This is a genomic window from Nonomuraea sp. NPDC050310 (assembly GCF_040655795.1).
Taxonomy (GTDB): Bacteria; Actinomycetota; Actinomycetes; order Streptosporangiales; family Streptosporangiaceae; genus Nonomuraea.
Map to the genome: position 1 here is coordinate 280,449 of NZ_JBFAKP010000005.1, position 17,149 is coordinate 297,597.

Annotated in this window: 16 protein-coding genes and 1 pseudogene; 12 read left to right on the forward strand and 5 right to left on the reverse strand. The window is 71.4% G+C overall.

The genetic code is table 11. From position 1 onward, the window contains the following. Positions 1-8 precede the first annotated feature (8 nt). Positions 9-2,582 carry a GNAT family N-acetyltransferase gene (locus tag AB0I67_RS16435; protein ID WP_357923815.1) on the reverse strand — a complete coding sequence of 858 codons (2,574 nt, stop codon included), beginning with the start codon at positions 2,580-2,582 and terminating at the stop codon, positions 9-11. 468 nt (positions 2,583-3,050) lie between these two features. On the opposite strand from AB0I67_RS16435, the gene AB0I67_RS16440 reads away from it, so the two are divergent. From AB0I67_RS16440 to AB0I67_RS16490, 11 genes are all read left to right on the forward strand, one after another. Continuing rightward, positions 3,051-4,415: a cytochrome ubiquinol oxidase subunit I gene (locus tag AB0I67_RS16440; protein WP_357923817.1), complete on the forward strand. Its 1,365-nt coding sequence runs from the start codon at positions 3,051-3,053 to the stop codon at positions 4,413-4,415. 29 nt (positions 4,416-4,444) lie between these two features. Next, positions 4,445-5,437: a cytochrome d ubiquinol oxidase subunit II gene (cydB, locus tag AB0I67_RS16445; protein WP_357923819.1), complete on the forward strand. Its 993-nt coding sequence runs from the start codon at positions 4,445-4,447 to the stop codon at positions 5,435-5,437. 32 nt (positions 5,438-5,469) lie between these two features. Further along, positions 5,470-6,465: a nitroreductase family protein gene (locus AB0I67_RS16450; RefSeq protein WP_357923821.1), complete on the forward strand. Its 996-nt coding sequence runs from the start codon at positions 5,470-5,472 to the stop codon at positions 6,463-6,465. A 102-nt stretch (positions 6,466-6,567) separates the two neighbouring features. After that, complete coding sequence (locus AB0I67_RS16455) at positions 6,568-7,059, forward strand: hypothetical protein (protein ID WP_357924079.1); 492 nt, start codon at positions 6,568-6,570, stop codon at positions 7,057-7,059. A gap of 112 nt (positions 7,060-7,171) precedes the next feature. Further along, positions 7,172-7,375, forward strand: coding sequence for a hypothetical protein (locus AB0I67_RS16460; protein ID WP_357923823.1), 204 nt, complete (start codon positions 7,172-7,174; stop codon positions 7,373-7,375). A gap of 122 nt (positions 7,376-7,497) precedes the next feature. Beyond that, complete coding sequence (locus tag AB0I67_RS16465; protein WP_357923825.1) at positions 7,498-7,971, forward strand: CBS domain-containing protein; 474 nt, start codon at positions 7,498-7,500, stop codon at positions 7,969-7,971. 5 nt (positions 7,972-7,976) lie between these two features. Continuing rightward, entirely contained in the window at positions 7,977-8,495 is a 519-nt protein-coding gene (locus AB0I67_RS16470; RefSeq protein WP_357923827.1) for a flavodoxin domain-containing protein, read from the forward strand. Positions 8,496-8,917: 422 nt separating this feature from the next. Beyond that, complete coding sequence (locus AB0I67_RS16475) at positions 8,918-11,347, forward strand: cation-transporting P-type ATPase (RefSeq protein ID WP_357923829.1); 2,430 nt, start codon at positions 8,918-8,920, stop codon at positions 11,345-11,347. Between the two features lie 4 nt (positions 11,348-11,351). Continuing rightward, a complete protein-coding gene (locus AB0I67_RS16480) occupies positions 11,352-12,206 on the forward strand; it encodes a universal stress protein (protein ID WP_357923831.1) in 855 nt (284 codons plus the stop codon). A 50-nt stretch (positions 12,207-12,256) separates the two neighbouring features. Next, a complete protein-coding gene (locus tag AB0I67_RS16485; protein WP_357923833.1) occupies positions 12,257-12,601 on the forward strand; it encodes a sigma factor in 345 nt (114 codons plus the stop codon). 94 nt (positions 12,602-12,695) lie between these two features. Continuing rightward, a complete protein-coding gene (locus AB0I67_RS16490) occupies positions 12,696-12,848 on the forward strand; it encodes a hypothetical protein (RefSeq protein WP_357923834.1) in 153 nt (50 codons plus the stop codon). 19 nt (positions 12,849-12,867) lie between these two features. Here the strand turns inward: AB0I67_RS16490 and AB0I67_RS16495 are convergent, their stop codons facing one another. Continuing rightward, on the reverse strand, positions 12,868-13,320 hold the full coding sequence (locus tag AB0I67_RS16495; RefSeq protein WP_357923836.1) for a hypothetical protein: 453 nt from the start codon (positions 13,318-13,320) through the stop codon (positions 12,868-12,870). Between the two features lie 137 nt (positions 13,321-13,457). Here AB0I67_RS16495 and AB0I67_RS16500 point away from each other — a divergent pair. Then, a pseudogene (locus AB0I67_RS16500) lies at positions 13,458-13,505 on the forward strand (hypothetical protein); the annotation flags it as partial. A 75-nt stretch (positions 13,506-13,580) separates the two neighbouring features. Here the strand turns inward: AB0I67_RS16500 and AB0I67_RS16505 are convergent. From AB0I67_RS16505 to AB0I67_RS16515, 3 genes are all read right to left on the reverse strand, one after another. Beyond that, the gene (locus AB0I67_RS16505; RefSeq protein WP_357923838.1) at positions 13,581-14,015 is read right to left on the reverse strand and encodes a hypothetical protein; all 435 of its coding nucleotides are present in this window, start codon (positions 14,013-14,015) and stop codon (positions 13,581-13,583) included. A 968-nt stretch (positions 14,016-14,983) separates the two neighbouring features. After that, positions 14,984-15,985 (reverse strand): NAD-dependent epimerase/dehydratase family protein, encoded by a 1,002-nt coding sequence (locus tag AB0I67_RS16510; protein ID WP_357923840.1) that lies wholly within the window; start codon positions 15,983-15,985, stop codon positions 14,984-14,986. A gap of 13 nt (positions 15,986-15,998) precedes the next feature. Beyond that, complete coding sequence (locus AB0I67_RS16515) at positions 15,999-17,141, reverse strand: FAD-dependent monooxygenase (RefSeq protein WP_357923842.1); 1,143 nt, start codon at positions 17,139-17,141, stop codon at positions 15,999-16,001. Positions 17,142-17,149: the final 8 nt, after the last annotated feature.

A 17,149-nucleotide genomic window follows, 5' to 3' on the forward strand; every position in this document is an offset into this window, starting at 1 on the left:
TTCCTCCTTCATCGCAGATGGCGGCGCAGGGGCGAGGGCCTGGCCCCGGCCGGGGCCAGGCGGATTCGTACGTCCACGGCGGCGACGCCGTGCGGTGTGACGATGAGCGGGTTGAGGTCGAGTTCCGCGATCTCGGGCAGGTCGTCGAGCAGGTGGCTGACCCGCACGATCTGGTCGGCCAGCGCGTCCACGTCGACGGGCTCGCTGCCGCGGTAGCCGTACAGCAGGGGCGAGCAACGGAGTTCACCGAGCATCTCGATGGCCTCGGCACGGGTGAGGGGCGGGACGCGGAAGGCACGGTCGCCGAGCAGGTCGGCGGTCACCCCGCCCATGCCGGTCATGATCAGCGGGCCGAAGGCGGGATAGGCGACGCCGCCGACGATGAGCTCGACGCCCTTGGCGAGCTGGTGCTGCACGACGGCCCCCGACATCTCGGGGATGGTGGCGGCCATGTCGCGGTAGGCCTGCCGTACCTGCTCCTGGGTCTCCAGGCCGAGCCGCACCCCGCCCACGTCGCTCTTGTGCACCGGACCGACCGCTTTGAGTACGGCGGGCAACCCGACCAGGCCGGCCGCCTCGGCGGCGGTCTCCGGGCCGTCCACGGTGATCGATTCGCAGGTCTGGATGCCGTAGCAGGCCAGCAGCCGGGCGGCCGCGGCAGGGGAGAGCCACCCGCTGGACAGTTCGCGTGCCACCAGCGTGCGTGCCGCTTCGCGGTCCAGCCCGGAGAGCGGCTCGTCAGCCGGTACGGCCCGGCCGAGCCGGTCGGCGTAGGCGACGGCGCGGGCCAGGGCGCTGAGCGCCTGCTCGGGAAAGGCGTAGGCGGGAACGCGGTCGTAGATCATGCCGTCGTGCCCGACGATGCACGCCACGACGGTCTTGTCCGTCGTCCGGGTCGCGTCGGCGATGGCCTGCCGGGTGGACTCCGGCCCGTCGCCGAAGGGCGGGGTGTACACCACCAGGACGGCGTCGACGTCGGTGCAACCGGCGAGGGTCGCGACGGCTTGCCCGAGCCGCCGGGCGGGCACCTCGGCCGTCAGGTCGACCGGATTGCCCAGGGCCGAGCCGGCGGGACCGTCCACGAGCCCGGCGGGCAGCTCGGGGACCGTCAGGCCGTACCGCTCGCAGGCGTCGGCGGCCATCGCCTCCGGCCCGCCCGAGTTGCCGACGATCGCCACCCGCCGGCCGCGCGGCAACGGCTGGGAAGCCAGCAGCCGGGCGGTGTCGGCGAGTTCCTGCAGCGAGTCGAGCCGGATCACGCCGGAGGCGCGCACCAGGGCGTCCACCGCCAGGTCGGGCGTGGCCGCCGCCGCCGTGTGCGACCGGACCGCCCGGTCGCCGGAGTCGGAGCGGCCGCTCTTGACCAGCAGGACGGGTTTGCGCGCCGAGACCCGGCGGGCGATGCGGGCGAACTTGCGCGGGTTGCCGAACGACTCCAGGTACAACGCGATCACCCGGGTGCCGGGGTCGTCCTCCCAGTACTCCAGCAGGTCGTTGCCGCTCACGTCGGCCTTGTTGCCGACCGAGATGAAGCTGGAGATCGGCAGCCGTTCCAGCAGTGCGGCGCCCACGGCGCCCGACTGCGACATGACGGCCACGCCGCCCCTGGCAGGAGCCCGGTCGAGGAAGGTGGCGTTGAGCCCGGAGGCGGTGTTGGCCAGCCCCAGGCAATTGGGGCCGATGAGGCGCATGCCTGCGGCGCGGCAGATCTTCACCAGCTCGCGCTGGCTGCCGTGATCCTCGTTCTCGGCGAATCCGGCCGTCAGAACCACCAACCCGGCGACGCCAGCGGCCGCGCAGTCGCGGGCGACATCCAGCACATGCTTGGCCGGCACGGCGACGACCGCGAGATCGGTCCCTTCCGGAACCATGTCGAGGCATGGCAGGCCCTCGATCTCGGTGGCACGCGGATTGACAGGCTGGACAGTGCCGGTGAAGCCGCTGTCGAGCAGGTTGCGCACGACCCGGTGCCCCACCGAGCGAGGGTCGCGGCCCGCGCCGACCACGGCGACCGAGCCAGGGGCGAGCACCTTGGCCAGGGAGGCTCGTCCAGCCTCATGGTCGCGCGCGTCGATGGTGAGCTGCAGACCGGCGGTGGGCTCGGGTTCGATGCGGACCTCGACCGTCCCGCCCTCCTGGCGGAGCGTGACGGCCAGCCCGAGGTCGAGCAGCACCCGGCGCATCGGCATGTTCTCGGCCAGCACCTCGGCCACGAGGGCCGTGACACCCCGTTCGGCCGCCTCGAGCGCGACGTGTTCCAGCAGCAGGGTGCCCAGTCCGTCGCCCTGGGCGGCGTCGTCGATGAGGATGGCCAGGTCGGCGCTGCCGTCCTCGACGGGGATCCACTCCGCGACCGCCACGAGCCGCTCGCGGACCAGGGCCACCAAGGCGTGCCCGCGGTAGTCGTCCCCGGTGATGCGGTCCATGTAGGCGTGGGCGGTGGCTCTGCCGCCGGTGAAGAAACGCAGGTAGGCCGAGCGCTCGCTGCACCGGCCGACCAGCTCGTGCAGCGCGGGCCGGTCGTCGGGGCGGAGGTGGCGAAGTCGCGCGATACCGCCGCTTCGCAGGAGCACGTCATACATGGGGATCCTCGTTCAAAGGTCGTCGCGGAGCCCCGGGGCACGGAGGGCCCGTACCCGAGGCGCGTGGTCATCTGGGCGTGCCCCGTGCAGGTCCCGGTCGGTCCGGCGTTCGGCGACGGCCTGGTAGAGGTCGCATGTCCGGGGTCGGGGGAGCGTCGTCGACCAGGCGTACCGCCGCCAGAACCTCGAGCTCATCCTCTGCGCGGGGTAGTAGCCGGATCGGCGACCGCCGGCGGTCGGTTCCACCGTCCAGGGCCGGGTGTCGTGCACCGACGGCGCCTGGCTCGTGGCGACGAGCAGACGACGGGCGAGCGGCGTGGCCATGACGCACCTCCTGCACCTGAGCCTCGCCGAGCACGCCCGCCGGCGGTCAGAGCCACAGGGCTGCGATGGTGAGGACCAAAGTCCCACGTCGACGGGCCGAGATACCCTACGGCGGCGAAAAGCGGGTGCAGGACGCTGGCGCGCATGGATGTCCTGGATCTATCGCGCTGGCAGTTCGGCATCACGACCGTCTACCACTTTCTCTTCGTTCCGCTGACGATCGGCTTGTCGATCATCGTGGCCGGGCTGCAGACCGCCTGGTACCGCACCGGCCATGCCAAGTACCTGTCGCTCACCAAGTTCTGGGGCCGGTTGTTCCTGATCAACTTCGCCATGGGCGTGGTCACCGGCATCGTGCAGGAGTTCCAGTTCGGGATGAACTGGAGTGACTACTCCCGCTTCGTGGGCGACGTCTTCGGGGCGCCGCTGGCGATGGAAGGGCTCATGGCCTTCTTCCTGGAGTCCACCTTCCTCGGCTTGTGGATCTTCGGCTGGGACCGGCTGCCCAGACGGGTGCATCTGGCCACGATCTGGCTGGCGGCCATCGGCACGAACCTGTCGGCCTACTTCATCCTCGCGGCCAACTCCTGGATGCAGCACCCGGTGGGCTACCGGATCAACAACGGCCGGGCCGAGCTGACCGACATCTGGGCCGTTCTGACCAACTCCACGACGCTGGCCACCTTCCCGCACGTCATCTTCGGCGCCTTCCTCACCGCGGGTGGCTTCGTGCTGGGCGTGAGCGCCTGGTTCCTGCTGAGGAAACGGGACGTGCCGCTCTTTCGGACCTCGGCCAGGCTGGCCCTGGTCGTCACCGGGATCGCCGCCGTCGGCGTGGCCTTCTCGGGGCACTGGCAGGCGCAGATCATGACCCAGCAGCAGCCGATGAAGATGGCCGCCGCCGAGGCGTTGTGGGAGGACGAACCGGCCGCGGGCTTCTCCCTGTTCGCCGTCGGTGATGTGGAGAACGGCCGCAACCACGTCAACGTGCAGATCCCGTACGGCCTGAGCCTGCTGTCCACCAACACGCTCGACGGCGAGGTCGAGGGCATCAACGACATCCAGGCCCGCTACGAGCGGCAGTACGGCCCGGGCGACTACAAGCCGGTGATCGGCCTGGCGTACTGGTCGTTCCGCTTGATGATCGGCTTCGGGGCGCTGTCGGCGCTGCTGGCCCTGGCGGGACTGTGGCTGATGCGACGTGGCCGGCACAACCGCTGGCTGTATCGCGCCGCGTTGGCCGGGATCGCCCTGCCCTTCCTGGCCAACTCGCTCGGCTGGATCTTCACGGAGATGGGCCGCCAGCCCTGGACCGTCTACGGGATCATGCGCACCGCCGCCGCCGTCTCGCCCGGAGTCGACGTCACCGAGGTCGCCATCACCCTCGTCGGCTTCACCCTCCTCTACGCGGTGCTGGCGGTGATCGAGGTCAGGCTGCTGGTGAAGTTCATCCGCCGCGGCCCGGACGAGGAGCACACGCCCGAGCCCGCCGCCGCGCTCAGCTACTGACGCCCAGCTACTGACAAGGAACTCCTGCCATGGAACTCACGACCGTCTGGTTCCTGCTCATCGCCGTGCTCTGGGCCGGCTACTTCGTCCTGGAGGGCTTCGACTTCGGGGTGGGCATCCTGCTGCCGGTGCTGGGCCGTACCACGCAGGAGCGCGCCGTCGTCGTGCGCACCATCGGGCCCGTCTGGGACGGGAACGAGGTGTGGCTGCTCGTGGCCGGCGGCGCCACCTTCGCCGCCTTCCCCGAGTGGTACGCCACCTTGTTCAGCGGCTTCTACCTGCCGCTGTTCGCCATCCTGGTCGCGCTGATCGTGCGCGGGGTGGCGATCGAGTACCGCGGCAAGTCCGCCTCGGCGAAGGGATGGGACCGGGCCTTCTTCTGGGGCTCGCTGCTTCCGGCCTTCCTGTGGGGCGTGGCCTTCGCCAACATCGTCCGCGGGGTGCCGCTGGACGCCGGGCACGAGTACACCGGCACGCTCCTCACCCTGCTCAACCCCTACGCGCTGCTCGGCGGGCTGGCCACACTGGCGTTGTTCACCACGCACGGCGCCGTCTTCCTGGCGTTGCGCACCACGGGCGAGCTGCGCGCGCGGGCGGTCCGAGCCGTGCGCGCCCTGCTGCCGGCGACGATCGTGGTGGGCGCGGCCTTCCTGCTGGTCACCGCGGACAAGCCGGCGGCCTGGGTGAGCGCGGCCACGGCGGCCGTCGCGCTGACCGGCGCCCTGGTGGCGGTCCTGCGCGGTCGCGACGGCTGGACTTTCGCGGCGACGACGGCGGCGATCCTGGCGGTCGTCGCCACCCTTTTCCTCACCCTGTGGCCCGACGTCATGCCCGCGCTGGACCCGGCCAACAGCCTCACCGTCACCAACGCCGCCTCCTCGCCGTACACGCTGACCGTCATGACGTGGGTAGCCGCGATCTTCACACCGCTGGTGCTGGCCTATCAGGCGTGGACCTACTGGGTCTTCCGCCGCCGGGTGAGCGGGGCCAACGGCCCGGCGGCAGAGGCCTTTCGACCCTGAAACCGGCCTCGCGTCGATGATGGGCTGGTGGAATGAAGAGCAAAGCGGTGACCAAGGCCGACGCCCTCCATGCCGCGGTGGAAGCCGCGCGCTGGGCGCCGTCGGTGCACAACACTCAGCCCTGGACCTTCGCCGTCGCCGGCGAGGAGATCAGCCTGCGCGCCGACACCGAGCGAAAGTTGCGCATCGGCGACGCCGACGGCCGTGAGCTGCTGGTCAGTTGCGGCGCGGCGCTGTTCACGCTGCGGACCGCGCTGGCCTGCCAGGGCTACGAACCGGCCGTCCGGGTCGCCCCTGACCCTGACCGGCCATCCCTGCTCGCGCTGGTCCGGCCCGTGGACGCCATCGAGGCCGACGAGCACACCCGCCTGCTGGGCGAGCAGATCAAGCTGCGGCGCACCCACCGGGCCGGATTCACCACGCTTCCGGTCCCGGACCGTCTCGTCGACATGCTGACCCGGCAGGCCGCTGCCGAAGGGGCCAGGCTGGTCCCGTTCCGCGAACCGCCGGAGCTGGCCATCGTGGCGGGAGTGACGCGGGCGGCGCAGGGCGCGCAGTCCCGGGATCGCCTGAGCGCGCTGGAGGTGAGCCGCTGGGCCAGGCCGCCCGGCAGCTCCCGCACCGACGGCGTCCCCGCGAGGGCCTACCCCCGTGAGGCCACCCGGGGCGGGTTCGCCCAGCGCGACTACGCTCGCGGCCACGATTGGGGTTACACCGCCGACCAGCGCCTGTCGGACTCCGCCGGCGTGGTCGCCCTGCTGACCACAACCGGGGACGCACGCGAGGACTGGCTGGCCGCCGGCCAGGCTCTCCAGCGGATCCTGCTGCACGCCGCCGCCTACGGCCTCAGCGCCGCCTTCCACACTCAGGCCCTCGAGTTCCCCCTGCTCCGCGCCTTCCTGAGCGCCGAACTCTGCGACCAGGCCCATCCACAGATGATCATGCGCTTGGGGTTCACCTTCGATGACACGACGGGGGTGCGCCGGCCGCTGTCGGAGGTCCTGGAGATCAGGGACGAAAGTCCCTGAGAGCCCGAGCCGTACGGCACTGCCCGCCCGAGCTCACAGGCGGTGAACTTGGAGCAGAGACCACAGGAGGACATCATGACCGCCGTTCACCCCCGAACCGTGATGGAGACACCGTCGCGGAACGCCGCTGCCGAGCCCGTCGACTACGTCTGGGCGGTTGCCCGGATCTCGCTCGGCTGGGTTTTCCTGTGGGCGTTCCTGGACAAGACGTTCGGCTGGGGTTTCGCCACCCCGGCCGCCAAGGCGTGGCTGAACGGTGGCAGCCCGACCACCGGGTTCCTCAAGGGCGCCGGCGAGAACGCGCTGGGCGGCTTCTTCTCGGGGCTGGCCGGTCAGGCGTGGGTGGACTGGCTGTTCATGGCCGGTCTGCTCGGTGTGGGTCTGGCGCTGGTGCTGGGCATCGGCACCCGGGTGGCCGCCGCGGCGGGCGGCCTGATGCTCATGCTCATGTGGGCGGCGGAGTTGCCGCTGGCCAACAACCCGTTCATGGACGACCACATCGTCTACGCGATCGTGCTGGTGGGCCTGGCGCTGGCCAACGCCGGTGACACCCTGGGGCTGGGCAGGTACGTCCGCCGGCCGTACCTGAAGTAGCCGCTTCTGAGGCCGACGCCCATCCCGGCAGGGGTGGGCGTTTCGCCGTCCAACGCCGTCGTGCGTCAGCCGGCTCCGCCCGGGGATGGCGACGACCTCCAGGGTCGATGTGGTGCTGTTCCTGCTGGGTGATCGCCGGGTGCGCCAGCGTGATCTGGGAGAACGCCTGGCGGTGACCGAGATCGCCGAGCGGGTGCGCGGGCGCACCGGTGAGTTGCTGGAGCGGATGAACGCCTCCGCAGGCCTGCCCGTTCCGGCGGCCCAGGACATGGCGCGCGACCTCCTCGGCGAAGCCGCGGGCTACCGGCGGGCCTAGTGACGCGCTCAAGTCTCCCGGAGAAGGACACGGCGAAGAGACAAGGGACGCAAGACCAAGGACCTCGAGGGCAGGGACTTTCGCCCCCTGCGCCCGGACGCGCGAACGGCGAACCTGGACCTATGAGCATCGTTGAGCAAAGCGCCGAGCGGGTGATGAGCCGGATCCTCGTCGTTGTCAAGCCCGAGGAATCCCCGATGATGGCCTGGGAGATCATGCACCGGGCCGGGATCCGTCACCTGCCTGTGATGGAGAACGGCCGGCTGATCGGGATCCTGAGCAGGGACGACGTGCTCGCCTCCTGGTACGGCGGCCCGGAGGTACAGGCACGCCGCCAGGTACGTGCCCTGCTCCACGGCCGGCGGATGCCCAGGGCGCAGACGGGTGACCCGCTGAGCCGGATCGCCCAGCTCATGCTCGACACCGAGACCGACGCCGTTCCCGTCTTCGCCGGCGACGGCCGCGTGGCCGGGTTGGTCACCAGCACCGACGTGCTCACCGCCGTGGCCGGACGGCTCCCGGCGGAGCGGGCACCCAGCGAGGTCGTCACCGGCATGTTCCATCTGGAGCCGGTGCTCCCAGCAGCAGGAGGATGAGGAAGATGCGCGCGCTCGTGATCTACGAATCCATGTTCGGCAACACCCGGGCCATCGCGGAGGCGATCGGGCGGGGGCTGGCTCGGAACATGCCGGCCGATGTGGTCGAGGTCGGCGTTGCGCCTGACACCGTCGCCGAGGATGTGAGCATTCTCGTCATCGGCGGGCCCACGCACGCCTTCGGCATGTCCCGCCCGTCGACCCGCAGGTCCGCGGCGGAGCAGGCGCTCGGCGAGCTGGTGTCCCAAAGCAGAGGCATGCGTGAGTGGCTGGCGACGGCGAGCGTTCCGCTGACTGCCGCCACCGCCTTCGACACGCGGGTGGGCAAGCCGCGGCTTCCGGGGTCGGCGGCCAAGGGAGCACTGCGCCGCCTGCGGCGGCTGGGCCTGGGCCTGGCAGCTCCGGCCGAGAGCTTCTACGTCGGCGGCACGCTGGGCCCCCTGGCCGAGGGCGAGCTGGCCCGGGCACAGGCGTGGGGTGAACACCTGGCCGTCTCCGTGCGGTCCGCCGCCTCCCGTCCCTAGGGCGGGCTCACGATGATGGGCGCTGCCAGGGGCCGAGGCAGCACCCATCGCCTCTGCGGGACGGGAGCCGCATCGCCCGCGGCGTCGTGGCCGCGGTGTACGCGCTGTTCCCGGCGGACCGACCTGCCGGTCATCAGCAGCATCCGGGAACCACGGCCACCATCCTGCTGCTCGGCCTGGCCGGTTGTTGCGCGCTGAGCAGGCGCGACGTCTACGCCCCAGCCGCGACTGCGCGGTCCGCAGGTATTCGACGCCGCCGCGTCGCTCACATCGTGGTTGATCGCGACTGTCCGGCACGCAGTCACCCACGTCGCGGAGCAGCAATCGCTCCTCTGATCCCCGGGCCTAAGGTCCTCGCTTCGGGGGCCTTTCGGCTCCGGCCTGCGCCACGTCGGCGATGATCTGCTGAAGGTATGAGTGGTGTGACGGAATTGTCCGAGACGCAGGCGGCACGCCTGCTCACCGAAACCGGCCCGAACGAGCTGCCCCAGCCTCGGCCACCCGCCCTCGTGGAGCGGGTGGTGAGGCATCTGGCCGACCCCCTGTCGCTGCTTCTCCTGGTCGCCGGACTGGTCACGCTGGGCGTTCTCGGCGAGGTGCCGGAAGGCGTGGCGATCCTCGCCATCCTGCTGATCAACGTGGTCATCGGGGTGGGCCAGGAGCTCAAGGCGGAACAGGCGGTCCGCGCGCTCAAGTCGCTGACCGCACCCATGGCGAAAGTCCGTCGCGACGGAGTGGTCAGGCGCGTGCCCGCGGCCGAGGTGGTCCCGGGCGATCTCATCGAGCTGGCGGCAGGCGACCGCGTGCCCGCCGACGCCCGGGTGATCGAGGCCAGCGCGCTCGCGGCGGACGAGGCGATGCTGACCGGGGAGTCGCGTTCGGCGGCCAAACAGGCCGGGGGAGCGACCGGCGGGCCGCTCGGTGACCGGGACGGTGCGCTCTTCTCGGGCACGCTGGTCGTCCGCGGCAGCGGGCTCGCCGTGGTCGAGCGCACCGGCGCCACGACGGAGATCGGCCGGATCGCCTCGGCGCTCGATCACGGCGTCAAGGGCCCTCTGGAGATCGAGCTGGCCACGGTCTCCCGGCGCATCGGGGTACTGGCCGTGACCGCGGGCGCGGTCATGGTCGTGCTCGGCTTCACCCGCGGCGGCATCGCCCCCTTCGATCTCGTCCTCGCCGGGGTCGCCCTGGCGATCGCCGCGGTGCCGGAGAGCATGGCGGCCGCCGTGACCACCGCGCTCGCCCTGGGCTCGCAGCGCATGGCTCGCCTCGGGGTGATCGTGCGGCGCCTGTCGGCCATCCAGGCGATGGGCGCCACCACGGTCATCGCCTCCGACAAGACGGGGACGCTGACCACCGGACGGCTGGCGGTCGCCGAACAGGTCGGTGACCCGTGGCTCGCCGCGCTGCGCTGCAACGACTCCCGTGACGGGCTGGGCGACGCGGTCGACGTCGCGCTCAGCGCCGCCGCCGGTCTTCGCGGCGTACGGCTGCCGCCGGGCGAGCGCCGCCTGGCCACCCGGCCCTTCGAGGCGGAGACGCGCAGCATGGCGGTGGTCACCGACGGGCCGCTGCTCACCGTGAAAGGCGCGCCGGAGACGGTCCTGGACCGCTGCTCACCAGGCGCGGGCGTGAGCGCCCTGCGCGCGGCGATCCCGGATCTCACGGGTCAGGGCCTGCGCGTGCTGGCGCTGGCCGAGAAGGCGAGCGACGACCTGGACGCCGGCGGGCTGAACCCCGTGGGACTGGTCGCGCTCAGCGACGAGATCCGGCCCTCGGCGAGGAAGGCGATCGAGGACTGCCGCCGCGCCGGCATCAGAGTGATCATGGTGACGGGCGACCACGCCGACACCGCCCGCTCCGTCGCCGAACAGCTTGGCATCCCGACCGAGCCGGTCGTGACGGGCGCCGAGCTCGACGGATCCGACCGCCGGACGCTGCTCCGCCAGGCAGGGGTCGTGGCCCGCGTCGACCCCGCCACCAAGCTGGAGCTCGTCCATGCGCTACGGGAGCACGGAGAGGTCGTCACCATGACGGGTGACGGCGTCAACGACGCCCCCGCCCTGCGCAACGCCGACGTCGGCGTCGCGATGGCCGGCGACGAGGGCACAGACGTCGCCCGCGAAGCCGCCGCGGTCGTCGTCACCAACGGCGAGCTGGGCACCATCGTGGCGGGCGTCCGCGAAGGGCGGCGGCTGCACCGCAACGTCGCATCGATGATCGGTTACCTGCTGACCGGCAACCTCGCCGAGGTCTTCCTCGTGCTGGTGGGCCTGTTCGCCTGGCCCGACCTGGTCATCCCGCTCCTGCCGGTGCATCTGCTCTGGATCAACCTCGTCCTCGACGGCATCCCGGCCATCGCCCTGGGCGTCGACCGGCCGGTCGGGGACCCGCTGGCGTCGAGACCGCCGGCGGGAGGACTGCTGGCCGGACCGGTGCTGGCCAGGATCGCGCTGCGCTCGCTCGTGGTGGCCGCGCTGGTGTTCGCCGCGGTGGAGGTCGCGCGACGGCTGGGCTGGAGCGAGGAGGCCGTGCGCACCCAGGCGGTCCTGACCCTCGTGCTCGCCCGGCTGACCCTCGCCTATGTCGCCCGCGCCCGCCGGTGGACCTTCGAGAAGGGCTGGTGGCGAGGCAGAGCCGTACTCACCGCCGTGCTGGCCACCGGCGCGCTCCAGGCGCTGGTCACGCTGATCGCCCCGCTCGGCGCGCTCCTGGCCCTGGTGCCCCTTCCGCCGCTCGGCTGGGCCATGGCCGGGGTCGCGGCGCTGCTCACCCCGCTCGTCTGTGACCTTCTGCGGCCGCTGTCAGGGACCTTCGGCACTGCAGCAAAGCGTCGCCAGAAGCTGGGATAGAAGTATGAACGCACACATCGTGGTCGCTACAGACGGATCAGCTCCCGCCGCCGACGCCGTGCGCTGGGCCTCGGCCGAAGCCGCCCGCACTCGCCGCCCGCTCCGCATCGTGCACGTGTCCGGGGTATGGGCCTACGACCGCCCCACCCGCTCCGCGCTCAGCGCCATCGAGCAGGTGGGCGAGCACGAGCGCAACATCCTGGCCGAGGCCGCGCGGCTGGCGCGCGAGCAGGCGCCCGGCCTGGCCGTGGACACCGCGATCGTCTGGGGCCGGGTCAACATCGCCCTGCAGCGTGAGGCCGAGCACGCCGAGCTGCTGGTGCTCGGCCGCCACGGCCATGGCCTGAGTGCGGCCCTGCGCCTCGGCTCCGCCGTCACCGCGCTGGCCGCCCGCACCCCGTGCCCCCTGGTCGTCGTCTCCGGCAAGCCCGCCGAGCCGTTCGACGAGATCGTGGTGGGCTACGACACGAGGTCGGCAGGCGACCTCGACTACGCCTTCGCGGAGGCGGAGCGCCGTGGCGCCAGACTGCGTGCGATCCACGCCTGGGCCCCGCCCGCCTTCTCGCCCTTCACCGGCGGCTGGCCGCCCCTGTACACGCAGATGTTCGAGAACGCGCAGGCCGAGGCCCGGCGCACCCTCCAGCCCTGGCGTGACAAGCACCCCCGGGTGGAGGTGATCGAGGAAGCCGTGTGCGGAGGCGCGGCGCCGGCGCTCAACGCCGCCTCCGCCCGCGCGGACCTGGTGGTCGTGGGCGCACGCCGCGCCATCCTCGGCTCGGTCACCAACGGCGTCCTGCACGGCGCCCGCTGCCCGGTCGTGGTCGTGCAGGCGGCCCACGCCCTGGCCGGCGCCCGCTGACCGGCCCTCGGAGCAACACGGTGATCATGGCGGACGGAACAGGGGCCGAGATGGAAACACCTCTCCTGACCGCGCAGGAGGAGGTCGCGCTCGCTCAACAGATAGAGGCGGGCCTGTACGCCAGGCACCTCATCGAGACGAGGGGGCCCGACCCCGAGCTGGAGGAGGTGGCGGCGGAGGGTGCCGCGGCCCAGGAACGGATGATCTGTGCGAACCTCCGCCTGGTCCTGCCCATCGCGCATCGGTACGCCTACCAGGGCGTGACCTTCGCCGACGTGGTGCAGGACGGGAACCTGGGTCTCATCGAGGCCGTGCGGCGCTTCGACCACGCCCGGGCTTCCGCTTCTCCACCTGCGCCACCTGGTGGATCCGCAAGGCCATCCAGCAGGGACTGAAACGCTCGGGCACGATCCGCATGCCGGCTCATGCCACGAGGCCGCCCTGGGTGTGCGTCGCACTCGACACCACTTTCGGGAGGTGCTGCATGACATGGACGAACTGCCGGTGGCAGATCAAGTGGAACAGCACCTGATACAGGAATCGCTGGAGCCCGTGGTCGATCACGCCCTCGCGTCTCGTGAAGCGCTGATCACGAGGATGCTCTTCGGCCTCGGCGGCTACTCTGTCCGCACGCGCCGCTAGGCCGCTACCGAACTTGGGCTCACTGCGACCTGGGTTCGTCAGTTGGAGAAGGAATCGCTGGCGCGTCTGCACGCCCGTCCCGAGATCCTGGCGCTGGCCGGCTGAGTCGATAGGCTTCCACAGCGGCGGGCCGGGTAGGCAATGGGCGCTCCGGGCCCGATGCCGCCGTGAGCCTGTAGGCGTCCAGCGTCGCGCGCAGGTCCTGCTTCACGCGGGCCAGGGCGAAGACGCCGCGCAATCCGAGTTCAGAGCGCAGGGACTCCATCGCGTCCACCGCGGTGCTGTCGACCTCAACCATGGCCTCGACGTTGGGCACGAACCAAGAGGTGTTCTCACCCACCGCAGCCAGCGCGCGGCGCTTGAGTTTGAGCGTCGGCGAAGAGCAGCGGCAGGATCGACAGGTCGACTTCGCCGCGGCGCCGCGGCCGCCTGCACGCTGAGTGCCCGCGATGATCCGGGTGGTGCTCGTCACGGCCAGACGCTGGTGCGTGGTGCCCTGGCGGCGCTGTTGAACCTGGAACGAGATCTTGAGGTGGTCGGGCAGGCAGGCAGGCAGGCTCCGCGACGGAGGCCATCGATGCCGCCCGCGCCGCCCGGCCTGACGTCGTCCTGCTGGACATCCAGATGGCGGGCGGCGACGGGTTGAGCGCAGTCTCGGGTCTTCGTGACCTGGGCTGCCGGGTGGTCATGCTCACTACGTTCGCCCGCCCGGGCTATCTGACCCGCTTCGAGCTAGAACGCGCCGACCGCGAACCGTGCCGCACGTTTCGAAGTCCGCAGCCGGGCGACCCCTGCGGCCGTCACCCCGGCGCCTGCCAGCAGCAGCGCCCCGCCCGTGCCCACCACGCTCGGCGCGTGGGCGATCCAGTACGAGCCAACCAGGGTGGCAGTGACCTCGACTGGGTCCTGTCGGCCGTCATGGTCGACGAACGAAAGCCGGGTGCGCGGGGTGGGTGCAGGGACCCAGGGCGCACCGCCGGAACGGTGGGCGCGCAGCGCGTCCAGCCGGGCCCGGCGCTCGTTCTCCGCGGCCGCCTTGATCTGGGCGGGAGTCATGCCGAAGCAGTGCCACACGGTGCCGCCCTTGGCCGTACGCGTCTCGTGGCAGGAGATCCGGGTGAAGGTCTGCGTCTCCAGACCCGGCGCCCCGGTCCCGACGGCGGTCATCCCGCCTCCTGCGAGCAGCAGTAGCGCCCCTGCCCCCAGCCACGACATCCCCGCGACCATGCTGTGCTTTCCGGCCCCGCGCGCCCCGTCCATTCCGGCCCCCGTCGTAGGACATATGGGGCCAGACTAGGGACAATGGCGCGGCGGCGGAATCCTCGGCTGACGCGATGTCCCCCCGCGGCCCTGTTCGCCGACGGCTCAGAAGCCATCCCCGCACGGGGGCAGCCACCTTGGCGGGGGTTCCCCCGCACGTCTCCGTGAGTCCGTCCGCGTGATGTGGATGGCTGTCGCCGATCTGCCTCATGGCGGCTGTGAGCTCGGGGAGGTGCTCGCGGCGGCGCCTGCCGAGGCGGCAGGGCGGGGTGGGCAGCTCGCCCTAGCAGGAGTGGGCCACGCGCAGGTTCGCATTTTCTGTGGAGTTGGACCGGTTCGCCACGGTTGCGGAGGCTCTCGATTGGCTCGATATCCGGGCGTGATGCCTCGATCAGGTCGTGTTGGGTTGACGGTGGTGTGCCGGGAAGCCTGATCGGCGTGGGAGCGTCGTCAGGAGCAGAGATTCGGTGCACCGCCCGATCTGCTGGTTCGAGCCTTGCTCTTCGTGCTCTTCGTCGTGGCCTGGTGCGGCGTTAGGCGGCTCGACGGACTATCTGTGGCTCACCGTCTGTGTCGTAGCGCTCGGTCTTGGCCTGAGGATCCGCGTGCTACGGCATGGGAAAGGCATCGGCGACTCTTCTGGCTCCGGAAGGACTCGACCAGCGCATGAGCTTGGGCGGCGCCCCGCTCCGGAGGGCAGGCCGCACGTGCACAGCGGCCCCGCGGGCTGCGGCGGGGGAGGCTGGCACGTCTGGCACGACGAGCAGGGCGCCCTCTGGCTCCAACGGCGAACGAGCGGTGAAACGCCGCCCGGTTCGCCGTCGACGTACTCGCCGTGACCATCATGGCTGATCCGCAGTGCCGTTCAAATCGGATCAGGGGAGCTCGGCGAGCAATCGTCGTTCGAGGGACAAGTCCAGCCAGGAGTCCGGAGAGGGAGCGTCCGGACGCGGGGCGGGATCGCCCTCGGCCTGTAGCCAGGCCCAGGTAGCGTCGATGGTCTCGGCCAAGGGGCGGATGCTCAGCCCTGCGGCGACGGCGGCGGAGACGTCGGCGTCATGCATGCCGGCCGGGTAGGCCTCGCCGGGGAAGCACAAACCGAGTTCCATGCCCAACGGCAGCCCACGTTCCAGCAGCCACGGGATCGGAGCCCAGACGAGTTCGGCCGACGACCCGCACGCCTCATGCATGGCTCGCAGCAGGGCGCCGACGGTGGTCTCGCCTGGCGGCCCGGTGACGGTGAAGGCCCCATGCGTGCCGTTCTCGGCGCAGGTGAGCATCCATGCCGCCAGGTCCCGGACGTCGATGTACTGCAGCGGCGTCCCCTCAGGGCCCGGCGCCAGCACGCGGCCACCCTTCTCCAGACGGCGCAGCCACCAGGGGATGCGGCCGACGTCCTCGTACGGGCCGAGGACCATGCCCGCACGGGCCAGCAGCGACCGGCCGCTGAAGTGTTCCAGTACGGCCAGCTCGCCGCCGCGCTTCGCCGCAGCGTAGTCGTCGCTGTCGTCGCTGCCCGGGTCACCGGCGACCAGCGGAGCGCTCTCGTCGGCGCCAGAGGGCCAAGGCCAGGCGTGCACGGCACGGCTGGAGACGTAGCCGTAATGGCCGGCCCGTTCAGCCAGCAGCCCGGCCGTGTGACGGACGGCGCGTGGGGCCCAGGCCCAGGTATCGAGGACCGCATCCCATTCGCCGTGAGCCAGCGCTTGCCGTACCGCATCGGGGTCGGTGCGATCGGCGATCAGCGCATGGACACCGGGCGCGGGGGAGCGGGACAGCCCGCGGTTGAGGGTGGTCACCTCGTCGCCACGTTCCAGCGCCGCTTCGACGAGGGCGCGGCCCACATGGTGGGTGCCGCCCAGGATCAGTACGCGCATGCGGACATGCTCCTTATCGTTGGATCTGGAAGTTGCGTTCGATGAGCCGGCGGACCGGTTTGTAGGAGGCCAGCCGCAGGGGTAGCTGGGTGAGCTCCAGGAGGAGGGCGTTGCGCGGGGCGTAGACGCCCTTCACCCGCCGGCCGAGTTTCTGCTTCTGCTCGGCTTCGGGCCGGAGCTCGTCCTCCCATGCGGCCAGTGCTGCCGGGATGTCGCCGGGATGGCGTTCCAGCGCGGCGCCCAGCCGGTCGGCGCCGCCGACGGCGAGTGACGAGCCGTACCCGGCGAACAAGGTGACACACCAGGCGGCGTCGCCGAGCAGGACCACTCGGCCCTGGCTCCAGCGGTCGACGACCATCTGGCTGATCGTGTCGAAGTAGACCGACTCTGCGCTCTTCAGCTCGTGCAGGGCGTGCGGGACGAGCCAGCCCATGTCGCCGTAGACGTCGTGCAGCTCCTCGATGGAGGCGCCGGGAGCCAGGTCGGTTCGGTAGCCGAAGAAGGCCGCGCTCCGCCCGTCGCCCACGCTGATCATCGCGAAGGTGCGCCCGCCGGAGGTGATCGAGCCGGTGGTGCCCGATGGCAGCTCCGCCGGCGGGCGGCGCATCATGAAGACGGCGACCCGGTGGCCGAGGTCGAGGCGGTAGCGCTCCTCGGGCCCGAAGACCATGGCTCGGGTGGCCGAGTGCAGGCCGTCCGCGCCGACCAGCAGGTCGGCGTGCTCGACGCGGCCGTCGCTGAGGGTGGCCGTGACGCCGTCGGCGCTCTGGTCGATGGCGGTGATCGTGGTGGCGAAGCGGATCTCGCAGTCCTGCTCGACGGCTTCGTACAGGACCGCCTCGATGTCGCCGCGCAGGATGTTGAACGCCTTCTTGCCGAGGGTGGCGGCGATGGTCGGGCCGTTGAGCACGAAGCGTCGTCTCCCGTCCGGCCTGCGGTAGACGAGCTCGGTCGTGGTGAAGGCCTTCTGGCGGAGCGCGGGCAGGATGCCCATGTTCTCGGCGCCGTCGTGGCCGATGCCGCCGAAGGTGACGCCGTAGCCGCCGCCGCGCCGCTGCGGGGCGCGCTCGACGATCAGGCACTGCCAGCCCGCCTGGTGCAGGCGCAGGGCGGTGGCGAGGCCGGCGATTCCGGCGCCGGCGATGAGGGCACGCATGGCGTGCT